Here is an 18,873-nt window from a genome sequence, read left to right as displayed (position 1 = left end):
TTCTGTATGCAAATTCAGCATCATATAACCTTCCTTTTAGTCTTAATAGGATTTAGCAGCTTTGGTCAGCAGCTTCTATCAGATAAGAGAGATGGCAACCAATATGAAATTGTGAAGCTCGGGAATCTTTATTGGATGGCAGAAAATCTTCTATATGAAGCTGAAGGGTCTACTTGCCTAAACGATTGCGACAAGATAAGATTCTACGATTTTCAATATTTGGAGGGAGTATGTCCGGAGGATTGGCGGCTACCTACGGTAGAAGAATGGGAGTTATTCACCAATTCATTTGAGGATGCTGAAATCGCAGAAATGATGGGGGAGAATCAAAAGCTTTATCGGGTTGACTTTCTGGATCAATACAACATTTTTGAATCAAACGTTCTAAATATTGAACCTTATGGACGAATGGAGGGAGGTAAAGTGGATGATGGCATGTTCGTAGATTTCTGGACTGTTAACCCTGCAACAGATGATCGTTTTCATATGCATTTATCTCCATACTCAATTACCGGGCATGCGCACAAGCATAATTTGAAACAATCAAAACCAGAGGAGTATCGTTTGTTTGCTGTGCGCTGTGTTTGTGAGAACATTAGCGAATAGTCTGATCATCGTGTTGGGGGTCTTACCACTTAATCAACCCGTCCAGGAAATTTTGAATAGCCTCTGACGAACCTATTGGAACCCTTAACAACCTCAACAAAACGGTCAACAAGCCGATGATGGTTGCTAGATGTTTCATTTTACCAAAGCGAATCGCATAAACAACCAATAGCGGAATGAAAATGAGTTCAGCACTCAAGGCCACCATCATTGGGTTAAGTTTCTCTATTGGTACAAGCGCTCTCCATAGAACGATCATACCACGCCCCAACGCAGGCATCATGAGGTAGAAAACAGAACAAATCATCCACCAGGCATGTTCGTGTAGAACTTTCCTAAATCGAATGGCTTGAATTACAGCAAATCCATAAAGAAGACCTAATATGAGCTCGATGACCAAGGTGCCATAATAAAATGATAACGGCGGTCCGGGTCTGGATGGATCATAGACAGCAGCTCGCTTTAAGGGAATATCTAGCAAACTCATACTTGTGAATACAATTCCTCCTGCTATTAGAAAACCAATCATTCCTAAAGTTCTATGATTGAAAGTTTTACCTTTTTCAATGAGATAGGGCTGAATGATCATAAGGACAAACCAACCCGTGACCAACCAATAATGAATATGGAACTCCCAGGAAGTTGTTGTAATCTTTGGCCAGTAAAAATTGAATATTCCGACTTGAATAATAACCAATGGAAGGACCATCCAGAGGTGTAGGTTCTTGTATTTTTCCAATGTGAGATAGGTTAGATGTCATAAGTTAACAGGAATGTTTCATATATCGGTCTTCATATATAATATTCAAATAAGTTATCTGTTGCAACAGAGGACAATAACATTTTATTGGATTATCAGTTTCTATAATCACAAGCTTAACCATTATGAAGAAACGATACAGTACAATCATTCTTTTTCTAAGTATTTCTCTTGCCTACGCCCAAAATATGACTCAAGAGGATCTTCAATTACTGGAAGGACAATGGACCGGGGATTTGGTCTATTTGGATTACTCATCAAATAAAGAGGTGAAAATTCCGGTAGAAGTAAGTATTGAAAAAGTGAAAGAAGGGAAATTCAAGTTCAACTACGTCTATCCTAAAGAGCCTAAAGCCAACTCAACTAGTACCGTAATTATTGATTTGGATAAAGAAAAAATAGCTGGTGAAAACATTGAAAAAGTTCAGCTTATAGATAACCTGTGGACAATAGTGGCCTATTCCAGTGGAAAAGATAATGGTCAAAAGGCGCGTTTCATAAAAACCTACATCATTGGGGGAACGAGTTTATCTATAAAAAAAGAGGTTCAGTATGAATCCAGCGATGAGCGATTCATGCGCAATGAATACCGCTTGAAGAAATAGATTTTTCTTAAAGAATTCAATTAACAAGCTGGCTATTTAACTTAGCCGCATGTCTGAAAAGAAACTCTTCCTCCTCGATGCATTTGCATTGATTTATCGTGCTCACTTCGCCATGAGTCAAAACCCAAGACTGACCACTAATGGAATAAATACCGGAGCAATTTTAGGTTTTACAAATGCACTATTAGAGATAATCACCAAAGAAAAACCTTCGCACATTGGAGTGGCATTTGATACGCATGCTCCTACATTCAGGCATGAAGATTATAAGGAGTACAAGGCGACCAGGCAAGAGCAACCAGAAGAAATAAAAGTGGCGATTCCATACTGCCTGAAGATCGTTGAAGGGTTTAATATCCCTATTCTGATGAAAGATGGTTTTGAAGCCGATGACCTAATTGGAACCATCGCGAAGAAAGCCAGCAAGGAGGGCTTTAAGGTTTACATGATGACGCCAGATAAGGATTTTGCTCAACTGGTGGATGAAAATATCTTTTTGTTCAAACCACGTCGAATGGGTAACGGCGTGGATATCATGGGCATCCCTGAGGTATTGGAAAAGTTTGACATTGACAAAGTGGATCAGGTGAGAGATGTACTCGGACTGAAAGGGGACTCGGTAGACAACATACCTGGGATCCCCGGCATTGGGGATAAAACCGCTTCAAAGCTTTTGAAGGAATATGGCTCGGTCGAAGAAATCGTGGCTCATGCGGATGAACTAAAAGGAGCCTTACAGAAGCGCGTGCAGGAGCACGGACAGCAAGGCATCATGTCGAAAAAGTTGGCGACCATCAAGATTGATTCACCCATTGAGTTCGATGAGAATGCCCTTAAATATGGAGACCCTAATTCTGAAATTTTGAAGCCAATCTTCGATGAGTTGGAGTTTAAGACGATCGCTCGACGGGTTTTCCAGGAAGAAAATGAAATAAAGAAGGGAGACACCCAGCAGCTCGGCTTGTTTGATACTGCGGGAGAATCAAGCGAGTCTTCAGACAAACGATCTTCGATTGAAACAACAGCACATACCTATCATTTGGTAGATTCAGTTGAGAAAGCTAAAGAGCTAGCTAATAAATTAGACACTCAGAAATCGTTCTGCTTTGATACAGAAACCACTAGTTTGGAAACCAGGGAAGCAAAGTTGGTTGGAATCGCTTTTGCGATAGAAAAAGGGGAAGCCTGGTACGTTCCATGTAATACAAATGCACAGGAGATTGCAGATGTTTTCAAAGACGTTTTGGAGAATGATCAGATTGAAAAGATTGGACAAAACCTGAAGTATGATATTCAAATCATGCGCAACTATAATGTCTATGTGAGAGGATCCATCTTCGATACCATGCTGGCTCATTTTCTTTTGGATCCTGAGTCTAACAATAGCATGGATTGGTTGGCTGAAAAGCTCCTAAACTATAAAACGATTTCCTATGAAAATGTGGTAGGGCCAAAGGGCAGAAACCAAAAAACCATTGATCAGATTGAGCCAGAAAAGGTCAAAGATTATGCGTGTGAAGATGCAGATATTACGCTTCAGCTAAAAGAAGTTATTGAAAAGGACATTGAAGAACGAAAACTTCAAAAATTGCTTCATGAAGTTGAAGAACCCTTATCTTTTGTCCTTGCAGACATGGAATATCAAGGGGTAAAAGTGAATACGGATACCCTGGAGAAAATGTCCAAAGAGCTGGATGAGGCCAGTAGGGAAGCACAGGACGAAATTTATAAAATTGCAGGCGTTGAATTCAATATTGGCTCTCCTAAGCAGCTAGGAGAAATACTTTTTGACAGACTTAAGCTTGTTGAAAAACCCAAAAAGACGAAAACAGGCCAATACGCAACAGGTGAGGATATCTTATCCAAACTAGCCGATGAGCATGCGATTGCAGCTAAGATTTTAGAATTCAGAGAATATCAAAAATTGAAGTCTACCTATGTAGATGCCCTGCCAAAACTGATCAGTCCAACAGATGATCGCATCCATACAGATTACAGACAGACAGTGGCGGCAACTGGAAGATTAAGCTCGAATAATCCGAACCTTCAAAACATCCCCATTCGAACAGAAAAGGGACGTGAGATCCGGAAAGCTTTTGTTGCGCGAGATAGTAACCATTTGATCATGGCCGCTGATTATTCTCAAATCGAGCTCCGAATCATGGCAGCCTTCTCGAAGGATGAAAGCATGATGCAAGCTTTTAAAGAAGGTCGGGATATTCATGCCACAACTGCAGCTAAGGTATTTGGGGTAGACATTGACAATGTGGAGCCGAATATGAGACGCAAAGCCAAAGAGGTGAACTTTGGTATTATTTATGGCATTTCTGCATTTGGACTTTCGCAGAACCTGAACATCGCACGCGGAGAAGCACAAGAAATCATTGACTCCTATTTTAAAGAGTTTCCAAATGTGAAAAAATACATGGATGAAACGATTGCTAAAGCAAAAGAGGATGAGTATGTAGAGACCATTTTAGGTCGAAGGAGGTATTTGAGAAATATCAATTCCAGGAATTTTACCATGAGAGGTTTTGATGAACGAAACGCTATCAATGCTCCGATCCAGGGAAGTGCTGCAGATATCATCAAGATAGCCATGATTGACATTCACAAGTGGATGCAATCAGAAAAATTGAAATCTAAGATGATCATGCAGGTCCATGATGAATTAGTTTTTGATATGCACAAAGAAGAGCAGGATCTACTGATTTCCAAAGTTGAGGACTTCATGAAAGAGGCACATCCACTAGACGTTCCCATGGAAATTGGCATTGGAGTTGGTGAGAATTGGTTAGAGGCGCATTAGAATTGGTATAATCACCGCCTAGCTCCCTCTTGGGAGAATGGTGTTCAGGAAGAAAGACCTCCTTAAATAGTTATTTCCAACCATATTGGAGATTCGTTATTTGTCCTGCACATATTAATCCTATTGAAACAAATCAAATTCGTGTTTTGGAATGGTCGAACGTGAAGATTTGCAGTCCTATTCCCCCCTTTGAGGGGGTTAGGGGGTGACCTCTTTATCCAAAATCCAATTTTCAATGGTTCTCACAACATTATTGATGTCAGATAGAACCTCAGAATCTTCAAAACGAAGAATGAAATATCCCATCTCTTTTAGTTCCTTCTCTCTGGCTTGATCTTTGACCAAAACCTCTTCAAACTGATGAGTGTACCCATCTACTTCGATGATCAATTTCAATTCTTTGCAAAAGAAATCCACGATGTAATTATCTATTGGTCTTTGTCTCAAAAAACGATAATCCATCATCTGTTTTTCTCCTAGCACCTCTCGCCAGATGACTGTTTCTGCTTTCGTTGGATTCTTTCTAAGCTTTCTAGCCAGTTGCATTAGATTTTTATTGTAGTTGTTATTGGAATATTTGTTCATATCACCCCCTAGCCCCCTCGAGGGGGAACAGATTCGTTTTAAATTTGATAAAAATCTCAAATAAATAGGATTTCCATTTCTATGCTTACATCACCTCCTTCTTTCTCTGACATAAAAAGAGCTCACCAGCGGATCTCTAAATACATCTACAATACACCAGTCATGACATCAGCGAATCTGGATGTTTTTTCTGGATGCCAGATGTTTTTTAAATGCGAGAACTTTCAAAAAGTGGGCGCTTTTAAAATGCGTGGAGCAGCAAACGCCATATTTAGCTATCGCCCTGAAGACCGAACCAACGGATTTGCCTGTCACTCCTCCGGAAACCATGGACAAGCTGTCGCACTAGCAGCCAAACTTGCAGGCGCCAAGGCTTATATCGTTATGCCAAAAAATGCTTCCATTGTTAAAATAAATGCTGTAAAAGGATATGATGCTGAGGTCATTTTTTGTGAGCCAAATGATGAGTCCAGATCGAAGACATGTGAAGAAGTAGTGGCTAAGACTGGTGCTACATTAATCCATCCCTTCAACGACTATAACATTATTGCAGGTCAGGCTACAGCAGCCAAAGAGCTAATAGAAGAAGTTGACGATTTGGATGCTATTATCACACCTGTTGGTGGTGGTGGTCTTGCTGCAGGATGTGCATTAGTAAGCCACTTTTTGGATCCCAATATGGAGCTTTACTTAGGTGAACCTGCTGCCGTAGATGATGCTTATCAATCGATCAAGGCTGGAAAGATTATTCCTAATAAGACTTCAGATACCATTGCTGATGGTTTAAAAACAACCATCGGGGAAAAGAACTTTGAGATTCTTAAAGAACATGTTAAGGAAGTGTTGACCGTTTCTGAAGAGGAAATAATTGCAGCCATGAAGCTGATCTGGGAACGCATGAAAATAGTCATTGAGCCTTCGTGTGCTGTTCCTTTTGCTGCCATCCTTAAGTATCCAAATGCCTTTAAAGGCAAGCGAGTAGGAGTAATTCTTACTGGGGGTAATGTAGATTTAAGCAAACTTCCATTTTAAGTCCTATGCAAAAGATCCTCCTTATTGTCATCATAATTTGTATTGGAACGCTAGGTTCTGCGCAAGAGAAATTGAAGGTTGGGATTGTCCTTTACAAAACTCAGGATAAAGTTTTAGCAACCTACCAACCACTCATGGATTACGTTGCATCGGAGTTGGGATTAGAGGCTGAAATACATATTGTCAATGAAGACGATCTGGCCTATTACCTGGATAATGGTGAATATGACATTGGTGTCTTTACCGTATTTCCATATCTGAGGGAAAAAAAGGTATTCCCGGATCTTAAGGTTTTTGCAACTCATCACGTAAATGGATCTGATCATTTTTACGGGAGTATTTTAGTTGGAAAGGACAACCCCATAGAAGAGCTCCAAGATTTAAAAGGCAAGCAATTTTTGTTTGTAAAACCAACTTCCACTTCCGGATTTAAATATCCCAAAGGAATTTTTACTGAACATAGCATAGATATAGATCAGGATATAAACTATCAGTTTGCTGGCAGTCATGAGGAAGCGATCTTAGCGCTTTCAGAAGGTAAAGCAGATGCTATTGCTGTGGATGAAACTCGATTTGATAAAGTTGAGGGTATCAGCAAAAATGATTTTAAAGAATTGGAAAGGTTCAAAGTCCCACATCATGCATATGTCGCTTCTCCTAAAATGGATACAGCATTAAAAAGCAGGGTAGTTCAGGTTTTTGCTAACGCTCATAAGGTTCCAAACAACAGATCACTGTGGGATAATCCATTAGGAATTACGAGATGGGAGCTGAAAAAGGATGAATACTACAATCTGATTCGAAGGTATTTAAGAATCATTCGCGTAAAACCGGAAGTCGGTATCAATATTTCATCTACAGATAAAGCAAGACAGCAATTGGATGATCTGGGTGATGTCACAACCGTTATGGAACGCCGTATTAGACGGTTATTGGCTGAAAGTAAGAGATTTTCAAATAAATCAACCCATGCTCCGGAGTATCAGTTGGATTTAGATTTGGCTGTTACTGGTGATCATTTCAGCTATCAAATAAAGATCAACAATGAATTTGTTACTGATGGAGAGGTGACGCCTGATTCGATGAATGTAACAGTTCCCTCCATTGCCAGTCGTTCCTTATTGAAGAAATCAGTAATCAAAACGGTCCTTTTATATAATGGATCTGAATGGTTTATCACATATGGTTTAAATGACGGTATCAATTTGAGTGATTATGAATTTTCATTCACCGATCAATCGGGTAGAAAAATTAGGATTGAACCAGATGAAATAGCAAAAATTGATCAGCTCAACATCTTCTTTGAATCCGATGATGAATTTTATAGAAATGCTCCCGTTGAGATAGCATATGGGAGAAGTATTTCTTCTACAACCGATGAAGACATTGCGGATATCAATACCTATAATATTTTCAGTAGCGATTTTTGGAAGCAGCATTATTGGGATAAAATTGGATTGATTGGTGGTATTATGGTTGCTCTATTGTCAACCATAATAGGTCGTGTAATTTCCAACAGGAAAAAGAAACGTTTCAAAAGTATTCTTCAGGAAACTAACAGCCTGATTAAGGAATATGTGGAAGGTCACTTTAAGCTCGAAGCTAAATTGCTTGAACAAAAAGATAAAATCAGCCATGCCTTTGAAGAGGGGATTATTAATGAGAATCAATTCATCATTCTAAAACATCGCATTGAAGACATGCAAAACATCGTAGACATTCACCAACATGGTGACGTAAAGTTGAATGAAGATGATGCAGATGAAATTGCAGATATCGTAAAAGATGGAACGGTAACAGAGAAAGAGTTTAGCAGGATTATGACTATACTCAGCAAGAGTAAGCCGGTAAACCCATGAAGAAGCTCTTTATCATTGGGAATCCTCATGCCGGTCAACGCAAGCTCAAAAAAATATTCTCTGGGTTCAAAGAGTTTTTAGAATCCAGAAATGTCCAATTCGAATTTCATGATACAGAACAATCAAAAAGTGCCTTAAAAACCGTTTCTGAGAAACTGGATAAAAGCTACAGTGATCTGATCGTCATCGGTGGTGATGGAACCATCAATGAATCAATAAATGGTCTCAATTTTGACATCCCTGTTTCGATCATTCCTTCTGGTACTGGAAATGATTTTATAAAAACTGTTGAACTGGGTAAAAATCTAGAACAAGTTTTTGAAACAGCTTTGACAGGCATGGTGCATCAGATTGATTTGGGGCAATGCAACGACCGCAAATTTGTTAATGGGGTCGGGATTGGATTTGATGGACAAATTGTAGAAGACATGGCCACAAAGAGAGTGCCTTTACTTTCTGGACATGCGGCTTATTACTATCACGTCCTTCGAATACTGGGAGGTTATAAAGAACGCCCTTTTCAATATCAAATCGATAACCAGAAATTCGAAAAGGATTTGATCCTTTTAACCATCGGAAATGGAACCACTTTCGGTGGAGGATTTAAGCTAATGCCCGAAGCTAAAATCGATGATGGACTATTAGAAATCTGCGAGATTGGAAAAATCTCTGGGCTAAGAAGATTTTTAAACATTCATAAACTTTCCAACGGAACACATGGGTCATTAGAAGAAATCGAATTTTATAGGGCTAAATCCATAAATGTGGAAGCTAATGAGGCCCTATTTGCTCACATTGATGGCGAACGAATGGGACAGCCTCCTTTTGAAATAAAGGTATTACCAGGAGAGTTAAAATTAAGGGTTACTTCTTTTTAAATCTCGCCCTCTTCTTAAATCTCAAATATGCCCAAACAGTAATAGCAATCACCCCGATGCTGATAAATTGAGAGTGAGACAAAACCCCATCAATAATGTAGCCGCGCTCTTCATCCCCACGGAAAAATTCAATTATCCCGCGCCCAAATGCATATAGAATGATATAAATAAAGAAGAGCTGGCCTTCAAATCGCTTATGCCTCCTAAACATTAGAAGGATTATCATTATTCCAAAAATCAAACTTGCAGAATATAGCTGTGTGGGGTGTAAGGCAGTATTTAAAGGTTCTGCTTGCGAGACAGGATCTGTGAACGTCACTCCCCATGGCATATCTGTAGGAATACCATGACAACAGCCAGCAAAGAAGCATCCTAAACGCCCCATTCCGTGAATAATACATGCGGTGATTGCTAGCCTATCCATCAATGGCCATAAAGGCCATTTCTCTTTTCGGAAATACCATACTGTAACAGGTATTGCGAAAAGTAATGATCCATAAAACACAAAACCAGTCCGGAAATTTTTCTTCATGTTCGCCCACGAACTAAAATAGTATCCTGGATCCTCCATGTAAAAAAATAGTTTCCCTCCAATAAAAGCTGCCAAGATGATAAGAATGGCAAGATTCTGAATTTTATCTCGCTCTATTCCTAAATCCTTTTTCACACTATTGGACATGTAAAAGAACCCTAATGTCGCTCCCAGCATGATCATAAAACCATACGTATGAACCGTGAAGCCACCAATTGAAAATAGTTCAGGATGCATAAAATCATTTTTAGTTAAGGTGAAATTAGGTGAAAATACCTATAGATTTAAGTCCTGCAGTCAACTGCATAGCAGCTTAAACTTTTAATAGCAATTAGAAATTACAAAACTGTAATTGACTTGGCATAAGATTTGAGCATGTTGCAGAAACAATTTTGCAATGAGCTTAATTAGAGTTCTTATGATTGCTCTTCTTTTCATTGGATGTAAAAAAGAGCAAGTAAATCCAACGGCAGATAATGAAATTATCGTTCAATATCAGCAAAGTGCCTCCAAGAAAATTATTGGAAAGGACTGGAAAGTCACATTTCTTTCAATCAAAGAAAACTCCTTGTGCCCACCAAACTCAGAGTGTATTTGGCAAGGCAGACTTGTTGTTGATTTAGAAATCAATCAGGAAGAGATTGAGCTAGGTTTAGGTGACCTCACTTCAAATACAGAAACCGAGTTGGTAAATGAAGTTGTCATAAGTGGGGTGACGATTACCTTTTCAGAAGCTCATGATTATACGGAAACGGCTAAAACAAAGGTCGTTCTTTCCTTCGATTAGTTAGCTTTTAAAAACCGTTTCTTTCCCCTCGCTACCATCATAAACGCGGATTGCGACAACATCTGCCTCCGCGGTTTTTTCCCCATTCTCAGATAGAAAATCACATTTGAGAATGGTTTTTCTTCCTTTGACTTCCACAACTCTTGCCCTTATTTCTACTTCAGAATTAGGAGTAGGTTTCAAATATTTTACTGTAAGTGTTCCGGTGGCGTACCTATATTCAGGATCGGTATCAAGTGACCTCCCTTCTCTTTTATAAGCGTCCGCCATAGCAGTGCCCATGCAGTGGCAATCAATCAAAGTTGCCATGATGCCGCCATTCATTAGGTTGCTCCATCCATGATATTTCTCTTCGGACTTCCATTTACAAACAGCTTCATCTCCATCCCAATAACTTTTAATCTGCAATCCTTCATGATTATGTCCACAACCAAAGCAGACATTTTCGGGCATATGATCTTGAAAATATTTTGACGCACTCATTTTACTAACTTTACTTCTAAACGTTAAATCAAATCAAAATACTTGTCTTTTCGACTTTAGGAGAAATATTTATAATAAAGTGGTTTTGATGAAATGTTTTGAAGTCCTTCTAGAATTAAGGGAGATATTTCATTGCATTCAATATCACAAGTATTTTGATTTGATACCTTCAAATTAAAAATTATGTATCATACCCTTGACCTTCATTTCCAAAATTACAAGCATGCAATAGCTGCATTCCTGATTGAAACTAAAGAAGGTCCCGTTTTAATTGAATCCGGTCCTTATTCAACCTTTCCGAGTCTCGAGAAAGGACTATCTAATCACGGCTATAAAATTGAAGATGTGAAACATTTATTCTTATCACACATTCACTTTGATCATGCCGGTGCAGCATGGGCTTTTGCAGAAAAAGGGGCTAAAATTTATCTTCATCCATTCGGCTATGATCACATGCATGACCCATCAAAGTTGGTTGCCTCAGCTACTATGATCTATGGAGACCAAATGGATTCTCTTTGGGGCAAAATGGAAAGCATACCCAAAAAGTACCTTCAAATAGTAAATCACGAAGAGGTAATTGAAGTTGGGGGTCATAGTTTCCGTTCATTGCATACTCCCGGACATGCAAAGCACCACATTGCATGGCAATGGAAAGACACGATATTCACCGGAGATGTAGCAGGTGTTAAGATTGATGGAGGCCCTGTTGTCCCTCCATGCCCTCCTCCTGATATTAATATCGAAGACTGGCTCCATTCCATTGACCTGGTTCTTTCTAAAAACCCAAATAAGTTGGCATTAACTCATTTTGGTGAGGAGCAGAACCCAAACATTCACATGCATGAATTGAAGGAAATCATCAATGACTGGGCTCAATGGATAAAGAAAAAGTGGGAAGCTGGAATGAGCAATGATGAAATTACTCCTGAGTTTATGGCATATACATCAAAGCAATTAAAAGATCGTGGAGTATCTGATCAGGGTGTTTTGCAATATGAAGCAGCCAATCCCTCGTGGATGAGTGTGGCAGGTCTTGTTCGCTACTGGAAGAAAAAAAGCGGTGTTTAGGACATTTTACAGTTACATGCTGAAAAAGTCTACCATTCATTGCTAATAATACGCGATTCTTTACAAATATTTCCCATTCAAGTAAGGTTATTCCGTTAGATTCTGTTTCATTCTATATTCACTTAACTTAACTCATGTTTAATTTTAAATTTGAGTTTTTAACAATTAAATTTTTTCATATGAAGAAAGCTTTACTACTATGCTTTGCTGTCATCTTTTTAGCCTCGTTTGAGGTGATGGCGCAAAGAACTGTTTCAGGTAAGGTCACTGATGAAAGCGGTGAACCCTTGCTTGGTGTGAATGTTGTCATTAAAGGAACAACATCAGGTACAACAACTGGTATGGACGGGAACTACAGTCTTCAGGTAGAAGACGGAGCAACACTCGTTTATTCATTTGTTGGCTTTGAAACTCAAGAAGTTTCTGTAGGTAATCGCACAACAATTGATATTACGTTGGGCGGAGCTACTGAGCTTGATGAAGTCGTAGTTGTTGGGTATGGTGCCCAATTGAAGACTGAACTGACTGGTAACATTGCTAAAGTGGACGGAGAGGAACTCAGGAATATGCCAGTACCAAATGTGGAGCAAACGCTTCAGGGACGTGCATCAGGGGTTTTCATTGAAAGTTCGAATGGTAAAGTGGGTCAGGGAATCAAAGTTAGAATCCGTGGTGCTTCATCAATCACGGCAGACAGTCAACCACTTTTCGTCGTAGATGGTGTGCCAATTACTACTCAAAACGTGGGTAACCCGGCAGAGGCTGTTTCAAACCCACTAAGTGATATTAACCCTAATGACATTGCTTCTGTAGAAGTATTGAAGGATGCATCCGCAGCTGCTATCTACGGATCTAGAGCTGCTAATGGGGTTGTTATCATCACTACACGATCAGGTAAGCCAGGTAAAACGCAGTACAATATCAACTACCAGACTGGGGTAAATAGCCCAACTAACAAAAGAGAGTGGTTGAATGCTGAAGAATACGTCGATTATATCATCGAAGCTGCTGCCAACTCAGATGAAGTTGATGGTACTCCTACCGATGATCCAGGATCATGGTCCGCTTTTGCGCTTGGAAGATTAGACAGATATTCTGGAGGAACTTCCTGGCAAACTGGTGAAGTAGATACAGACTGGGAAGAGTTAGCCTATAATGACGACTCAAAAACAACCAAGTTTGATATCTCAGCATCTGGTGGATCTGAAGACACAAGATTCTATGTAAGTGGAAGCTATACAGATCAGGATGGTATTTTGATTGGAAATGGATTGAAAAGATTAAGCACACGCTTAAATCTTGACCACTCTGCAAACGACAAATTATCTTTCGGATTGAATAGTGGATTTATTAGAACTGATATTGACAGAGTTTCTGATGATAACCAGTTCTCTACTCCAATTCAGTTGATTGCACTTTCACCAATTACTCCAGTAAGAGATAGCGAAGGTAATCTGAATGATCGCCCGGTTACTACTTATTACAATGGTCTTCTTGACTTAGAAGGTGTGACTAGAAAAGATGTGACATTCCGTTCGCTTTTAAACTCTTATGTTGGTTATAACATCACTGATGACATTACTATCAGAGCTGAGGTAGGCGCAGATCTACTTACACAAAATCAAGATAGAAGATGGGCTGACTATACCAATGGTGGTGAAGGTACCAATGGCTATGCGATTTCACGATGGGCTAGAGTGTTCAACTACAACACCAAAGCATATGTGAATTACAACAAGCTAATTAACTCGAATCACTCAATAGACTTCACCGGTGGTTTCGATTTTCAAAAGTCTGAGACCTCTATCACCAGAGTGGAGGGTCAAGAGTTTGCTGTGAATGATTTGAAAACTTTAGCAAGTGCCGCTGACATTGCAGTTGGAACTGGTTCTTTGACTGAGTTTTCGTTCTTATCCTACTTCGGAAGATTGAATTATAAACTGAATGACAAGTACTTATTGACAGTAAGTGGTCGATTAGATGGTTCTTCCCGATTCGGAGCTAACAACAGATTTGGGTTTTTCCCAGCAGCTTCTGCAGGATGGATTCTTTCTGAAGAGTCCTTTCTACAAGGAAACGATATCGTAAGCTTCTTAAAAGTTCGTGCTAGTTATGGAATCACTGGTAATGCAGGTATCGGAAACTTTGATGCTTTGGGTCTTTATGGTGCTGAAGGATACGCTGGAAACGGAGGTCTTCAGCCTACTCAAATTCCAAATCCTGACTTGACTTGGGAGAAGAACTCTCAACTTGATATTGGATTTGATTTTGGATTCCTAAATGATCGAATCAACGGTGAGATTGATTACTATGTGAAAACTTCAACTGACCTATTACTTTCTAACCCTGTTCCAGGAACAACTGGTTTTAGAATCATCAATGAAAACATTGGTGAACTAGAAAACAAAGGGGTTGAGATCGTATTAAACGGTGTGATTTTGGAAGGACCACTTTCTTGGACTTCTTCATTCAACATAGCGTTCAATCAGAATGAAGTAACTGATCTTGGTGGACAGGAAATCATCGATAACGGTAGCTCAAGAACAATGAACGTTGTACGAGTAGGAAGCCCAATTGGAGCCTTCTACGGAGCGGAGTATGCAGGTGTTGATCCGGCAAACGGAGATGCATTGTGGTACTTAAACAATGAAACTGATCCAAGAGGAACAACCAATGATTTCTCTCAAGCAGAATTTGTAGTGCTTGGTAGCCCGAACCCGGATTACATTGGTGGATGGAAAAACACAATTACCTGGAACAACTTTGATCTGAACATTTTCTTCCAGTTTGTTCAAGGAAACAGTGTTCACAATGTGGGTGGTGTATTCCAATCAGCAGCTGACTGGTTTGACAATCCTAGCAAGGACATTGCTAGCAGATGGAGACAGCCGGGAGATGTTACTGATGTTCCTAAAGCTTATTTAGGATATGGTAACGGTGGCCAAGGCAGATCGAGTAGATTCCTTCATGATGGATCATATATTCGATTGAAAAACCTTACAGTAGGTTACAACCTGCCAGGTGACGTACTTTCTAAAGCTAAGCTTAGCTCAGCAAGAATCTACTTCACTGGGGTGAACTTACTGACAATCACGGACTACCCATTGTGGGATCCAGAAGTAAGTGCGGATTACTTAACAGTAAATGCGGATGGAAGTACCAATAACATCTTCCAGGGTAATGATTTTTACTCTGCTCCGCAAGCGAAAACATTTACTGTGGGCGTTCAATTAGGTTTTTAATCTTAAAAGCGAATAATTATGAAATCATATATAAATAAATTTTTAATTGTAACGGTAGCTATCCTTGGCTTCACAGCATGTTCTGATGAGCTGGAGTTAGAGCCGGCACAATCTATTTCAGAGACACTCGCTTTGTCCACTCCTGAGAATATACAGGCTGTATTAATTGGAGCATACGATGAAGTAGGAGTTGACGATTTGTTTGGTGGGGAAACACTGAGAAACTCAGAATTGCTTGCTGCATCAGACGAGTTATTATGGGCTGGTACATTTAACGCACCAAGAGAGATGTTTAATAAAAACATGGTTGCGGTGAATAATGACGCTGGTGAAGTGTGGTTAGAAGCCTATCAAACAATTAACATTGTCAATAACATACTGAGTGCACTTGATATTTTTACTGATCAGGCGCAGGCAGATGTTGTCGAAGGTGAGGCAAAATTCATCCGAGCACTTCTATACTTTGAGCTTGTTAAGTTTTACGGACTTCCATACGAAGTTGGTGGTGGAAACTCTCAACTTGGAGTTCCTTTGGTGTTGACTCCTACAAGAGGCATCACTGCAGAGAATAATGTAAGCCGAAACACGGTAGAGGAGGTATATACTCAGGTCCTAAACGATTTGGGTGATGCCATTACTAATCTTCCTCCCAGCAATGGAGTATTCGCTACTTCCGGTGCTGCGCAAGCGTTAAGAGCACGAGTGCATCTTCAGATGGGTAACTATACAAGTGCCTTAGCTGATGCTAATGCAGTAATTGGGTCTGGTGACTATCAGCTTGAGTTGGGTGCGTTCGCAGATGCATTTAACAATGATGCAAACTCTTCGGAAGACATATTTGCTATGCAAGTAAGCTCTCAGGATGGGGTTAATGCTATGACAACTTACTGGGCAACACCTCAGTTTGGAGGAAGAGATGGAGACATAATTGTTCAAGCTCCTCACCTTGCGTTGTATCCAGTTGGAGATGACAGAGGTGCATTCTTCTATAATGATGGTGGAACTTTCACCAGTAAATACACTAACCAATTTGCTAATGTCCCAGTAATCAGATTAGCAGAAATGTACTTGATCCGTGCAGAGTGTAACGTTCGACTTTCAAGTGCTGTTGGTGACACTCCTCTCAATGATCTTAACTTGTTGAGAACAAGAGCGAATGCGCCATTACTTGTAGCAGCAACACTTAATGATGTTCTTTTAGAGAGAAGACTTGAGCTTGCTTTTGAAGGTCACAGACTTCACGACATTAAGCGACTTCAGCAAAATGTGGGAACATTTGCGTACAATGCTCCAGAATTAGTATTCCCAATCCCTCAAAGAGAGATGGATGCTAACCCTGGATTAGCTGGACAACAAAACCCTGGCTATTAATAACTTGAATTATTAAAATCTAAAGGCCTCCTGGTGAGGCCTTTTTTTATGTCTTCCATTACAGAAAATCTTAAGTTGCATCAATTATGCTAGTTGCCGATAAAGTTTTTGAAAAACAAAAGACCTTCGATAATCAGAACGAATACGAAAACTGCACCTTTAAAAATTGTGAATTTGCGAACGGTAATTTCTCCACATCTAAGTTCATTGATTGTGAATTTGAGGGCTGCAATCTCAGCAATATATTGGTCAACGAAACTTCATTTCGAGGAGTAATTTTCAACAACTGCAAAATGCTTGGTGTTCAATTTGACACGTGCAATAAATTATTATTTGATGCCTATTTCATTAACTGCCTGCTTGATCATAGCATCTTTTTTCAGATGAAATTGAAACAAATATCCTTCTTGAACTGTGAGCTTGTGGAAGTTGACTTTTCAGAAGCAGACTTAAGTAACGGAAAGCTTGTCGGTTGCGATTTGACGAACTCGAAATTTGATTACACCAATCTTGAAGGAGCTGATTTAAGTAAATCTTATGGGCTAATTCTAGATCCGGAAACCAATAAGATCAGTAAAGCCAAAATCCCGCAATCTCAACTAGGCGGCCTCCTCTTGAAGTACAACATAAAGATTATTCAGGATCAATAAAAAAGGCCTCAATGTGAGGCCTTAAATTTTTAGTTACATAATCCGGGGCTTGCGTCACATTCTGATTGTGGAATGGGTAAAATCAAATCCGGATCCAGTGGGTTTATCACAGGGTTCGGTCTTCCTCCTACCAAAATACCTGTTGAATAGCCATTGACAAATTGCCTTCTAATATCATGAAGGACATGCCCTTCATAGATCAGTTCTCGATTTCTTTCCTGAATCAAACTATCATAGAACTGATCAGGGTCACCGTTTAAGTCTACCACACTAAGTGCTCCAATCCCCGCCCTTTGTCTGATCATATTCAGATCATTTAATGCAGTCGCATCAATTACCCCTGTGTTTTGTTCGTAAATGCACTCCGCTCTATTCAGATAGACTTCAGCTAATCTTATCACTGGTACCACATCCGTATTTCGTAAAAACTTCGCAGAACTAATAATCGCTGTATTTATTGGATCTCTGTAATAAGCCGTGCTTACATCAGTTGTCGAAGTGGTCGTACTTAGATCTACTGTTGCACGTAAATCCGCATCACTGAATCTTGGGTTATTGTAAAGCACATCTGAGCTTATTGCATCCGGACTGATTCTAAAAGCTGAAAGTCCTTCTCCGGTAAGGGATGAATAAAGCGTGGCAAGGCCTGAACCGGATCCTGGTGTACCAGTATTATTTCCTGGCGTTTGCTGAATAGCCAAGATGTCTTCTGTACTATTCGTAGCATTGTTGAAAGCATCCATTGGCTCATTTGTAAGAGTAAATGTTCCATCCAAAATATTCTCCAAATGAGTCTGGGCCACATCGTATTGATTCTTTTGCATATTTAATCTCGCTAAGTATGCCTGGCAGGCATAATAGGATATTCTTGTCCCATTGGTGCCCAGCGATTGCAGATCAGCCGACGCATTGGTTAAGTCCAGCTCAGCTCTATCATAGATATCTCCCAAGCTTGACTTAGATGGTAACCCAATTTCATCCACAGAAATAATAGGCTCGGTCAGTAGAGGCAGCACTAATGTTGAAGCAGAAGAAGTCGTAAACTGTGGTCCCCATAATCGAGCCATCTCAAAATATAATATGCCTCTCATTGCAGTAGCTTCGCCTTGTATTCTACTTCTAGCATTACCATTTTCTACATTATCAATATTGGCTAGAATATTATTGATCAGATTTATGGTTTCGTATGCTCTCCGCCAGTTGGATTCCACTCTTAAATTCGTTGGAATAATGCTTTTGTTCACAAAATTCTCATAGGTAGGTGCAGCGGATTCATCCCAGAATATTTCTTGCGGAATTACCTGACTGCTCTGCGGGTCAAATCCAAATTGATCATTCCTTACCATGAGTTCAGCCATAACCTGGAAATCACCGCCTAACAATTCACCGCCATCACCACCATCAGATATTCCCATAAAGTTAAAATAGGCTCCATTTAGCGCTAATTGAATTGACTCTTCGTCCACTAATAGATCACCACTCAAGGAGTTTGATGCTTCAATGTCTAATAAGTCATCGCATGAGATACTTACAAGTGCCAAAACCAAAGTTGACAATAGGACATTCTTCATTTTCGTAGGATTTAGTTTAATGTATCTCATAA

The 18,873-nt window shown here is 39.7% G+C and carries 16 protein-coding genes and 1 pseudogene; 12 read left to right on the top strand and 5 right to left on the bottom strand.

Annotated features, from left to right (window positions below):
- Nucleotides 1-6 precede the first annotated feature (6 nt).
- On the top strand, nucleotides 7-606 hold the full coding sequence (locus tag ACOMC3_RS18140) for an FISUMP domain-containing protein (RefSeq protein ID WP_420317305.1): 600 nt from the start codon (nucleotides 7-9) through the stop codon (nucleotides 604-606).
- Between the two features lie 22 nt (nucleotides 607-628).
- Here ACOMC3_RS18140 and ACOMC3_RS18135 read toward each other — a convergent pair whose 3' ends face one another.
- Complete coding sequence (locus tag ACOMC3_RS18135; RefSeq protein ID WP_420317304.1) at nucleotides 629-1,345, bottom strand: hypothetical protein; 717 nt, start codon at nucleotides 1,343-1,345, stop codon at nucleotides 629-631.
- A gap of 146 nt (nucleotides 1,346-1,491) precedes the next feature.
- On the opposite strand from ACOMC3_RS18135, the gene ACOMC3_RS18130 reads away from it, so the two are divergent.
- Both ACOMC3_RS18130 and polA read left to right on the top strand, forming a co-directional pair.
- Complete coding sequence (locus tag ACOMC3_RS18130; RefSeq protein WP_420317303.1) at nucleotides 1,492-1,971, top strand: hypothetical protein; 480 nt, start codon at nucleotides 1,492-1,494, stop codon at nucleotides 1,969-1,971.
- 49 nt (nucleotides 1,972-2,020) lie between these two features.
- Nucleotides 2,021-4,780 carry a DNA polymerase I gene (gene polA, locus ACOMC3_RS18125; protein ID WP_420317302.1) on the top strand — a complete coding sequence of 920 codons (2,760 nt, stop codon included), beginning with the start codon at nucleotides 2,021-2,023 and terminating at the stop codon, nucleotides 4,778-4,780.
- Nucleotides 4,781-4,978: 198 nt separating this feature from the next.
- Here the strand turns inward: polA and ACOMC3_RS18120 are convergent, their stop codons facing one another.
- Nucleotides 4,979-5,326, bottom strand: coding sequence for an endonuclease domain-containing protein (locus tag ACOMC3_RS18120; RefSeq protein ID WP_420317301.1), 348 nt, complete (start codon nucleotides 5,324-5,326; stop codon nucleotides 4,979-4,981).
- Nucleotides 5,327-5,446: 120 nt separating this feature from the next.
- Between ACOMC3_RS18120 and ACOMC3_RS18115 the strand changes: the two genes are divergently transcribed.
- The 3 genes from ACOMC3_RS18115 to ACOMC3_RS18105 are packed head-to-tail and all read left to right on the top strand — an operon-like array spanning nucleotide 5,447 to nucleotide 9,134.
- Nucleotides 5,447-6,397 (top strand): pyridoxal-phosphate dependent enzyme, encoded by a 951-nt coding sequence (locus ACOMC3_RS18115; protein WP_420317300.1) that lies wholly within the window; start codon nucleotides 5,447-5,449, stop codon nucleotides 6,395-6,397.
- Nucleotides 6,398-6,402: 5 nt separating this feature from the next.
- Nucleotides 6,403-8,256 carry a phosphate/phosphite/phosphonate ABC transporter substrate-binding protein gene (locus ACOMC3_RS18110; protein WP_420317299.1) on the top strand — a complete coding sequence of 618 codons (1,854 nt, stop codon included), beginning with the start codon at nucleotides 6,403-6,405 and terminating at the stop codon, nucleotides 8,254-8,256.
- Nucleotides 8,253-9,134: a diacylglycerol/lipid kinase family protein gene (locus ACOMC3_RS18105; protein ID WP_420317298.1), complete on the top strand. Its 882-nt coding sequence runs from the start codon at nucleotides 8,253-8,255 to the stop codon at nucleotides 9,132-9,134. Before ACOMC3_RS18110 ends, ACOMC3_RS18105 begins: the two co-directional genes overlap by 4 nt.
- On the opposite strand, the gene lgt is transcribed toward ACOMC3_RS18105, so the two are convergent.
- Nucleotides 9,121-9,903, bottom strand: coding sequence for a prolipoprotein diacylglyceryl transferase (lgt, locus tag ACOMC3_RS18100; protein WP_420317297.1), 783 nt, complete (start codon nucleotides 9,901-9,903; stop codon nucleotides 9,121-9,123). The two genes, ACOMC3_RS18105 and lgt, sit on opposite strands and share 14 nt — an antisense overlap.
- Before the next feature lie 160 nt (nucleotides 9,904-10,063).
- Between lgt and ACOMC3_RS18095 the strand changes: the two genes are divergently transcribed.
- Nucleotides 10,064-10,453 carry a hypothetical protein gene (locus ACOMC3_RS18095; protein WP_420317296.1) on the top strand — a complete coding sequence of 130 codons (390 nt, stop codon included), beginning with the start codon at nucleotides 10,064-10,066 and terminating at the stop codon, nucleotides 10,451-10,453.
- Here the strand turns inward: ACOMC3_RS18095 and ACOMC3_RS18090 are convergent, their stop codons facing one another.
- Nucleotides 10,454-10,936, bottom strand: coding sequence for a PaaI family thioesterase (locus ACOMC3_RS18090; protein WP_420317295.1), 483 nt, complete (start codon nucleotides 10,934-10,936; stop codon nucleotides 10,454-10,456). It abuts the gene before it with no gap.
- A gap of 183 nt (nucleotides 10,937-11,119) precedes the next feature.
- On the opposite strand from ACOMC3_RS18090, the gene ACOMC3_RS18085 reads away from it, so the two are divergent.
- The 5 genes and pseudogenes from ACOMC3_RS18085 to ACOMC3_RS18065 all read left to right on the top strand — a co-directional run bounded on the left by ACOMC3_RS18085 (nucleotide 11,120) and on the right by ACOMC3_RS18065 (nucleotide 17,270).
- Nucleotides 11,120-12,007: an MBL fold metallo-hydrolase gene (locus tag ACOMC3_RS18085; RefSeq protein ID WP_420317294.1), complete on the top strand. Its 888-nt coding sequence runs from the start codon at nucleotides 11,120-11,122 to the stop codon at nucleotides 12,005-12,007.
- Between the two features lie 179 nt (nucleotides 12,008-12,186).
- A complete protein-coding gene (locus ACOMC3_RS18080) occupies nucleotides 12,187-15,249 on the top strand; it encodes a SusC/RagA family TonB-linked outer membrane protein (protein WP_420317293.1) in 3,063 nt (1,020 codons plus the stop codon).
- A gap of 18 nt (nucleotides 15,250-15,267) precedes the next feature.
- Nucleotides 15,268-16,620, top strand: a complete 1,353-nt coding sequence (locus ACOMC3_RS18075; protein WP_420317292.1) for a RagB/SusD family nutrient uptake outer membrane protein — start codon at nucleotides 15,268-15,270, stop codon at nucleotides 16,618-16,620.
- Nucleotides 16,621-16,706: 86 nt separating this feature from the next.
- Nucleotides 16,707-16,931, top strand: a pseudogene (locus ACOMC3_RS18070) (pentapeptide repeat-containing protein); the annotation flags it as partial.
- A gap of 72 nt (nucleotides 16,932-17,003) precedes the next feature.
- Nucleotides 17,004-17,270 carry a pentapeptide repeat-containing protein gene (locus ACOMC3_RS18065; protein WP_420319328.1) on the top strand — a complete coding sequence of 89 codons (267 nt, stop codon included), beginning with the start codon at nucleotides 17,004-17,006 and terminating at the stop codon, nucleotides 17,268-17,270.
- A gap of 29 nt (nucleotides 17,271-17,299) precedes the next feature.
- Here the strand turns inward: ACOMC3_RS18065 and ACOMC3_RS18060 are convergent, their stop codons facing one another.
- Complete coding sequence (locus ACOMC3_RS18060; protein WP_420317291.1) at nucleotides 17,300-18,841, bottom strand: RagB/SusD family nutrient uptake outer membrane protein; 1,542 nt, start codon at nucleotides 18,839-18,841, stop codon at nucleotides 17,300-17,302.
- Nucleotides 18,842-18,873 lie beyond the last annotated feature (32 nt).

Source organism: Ekhidna sp., from assembly GCF_965212185.1.
In the GTDB taxonomy this organism is placed as follows: Bacteria; Bacteroidota; Bacteroidia; order Cytophagales; family Cyclobacteriaceae; genus Ekhidna.
This window is presented reverse-complemented; position numbering and strand designations above follow the sequence as displayed.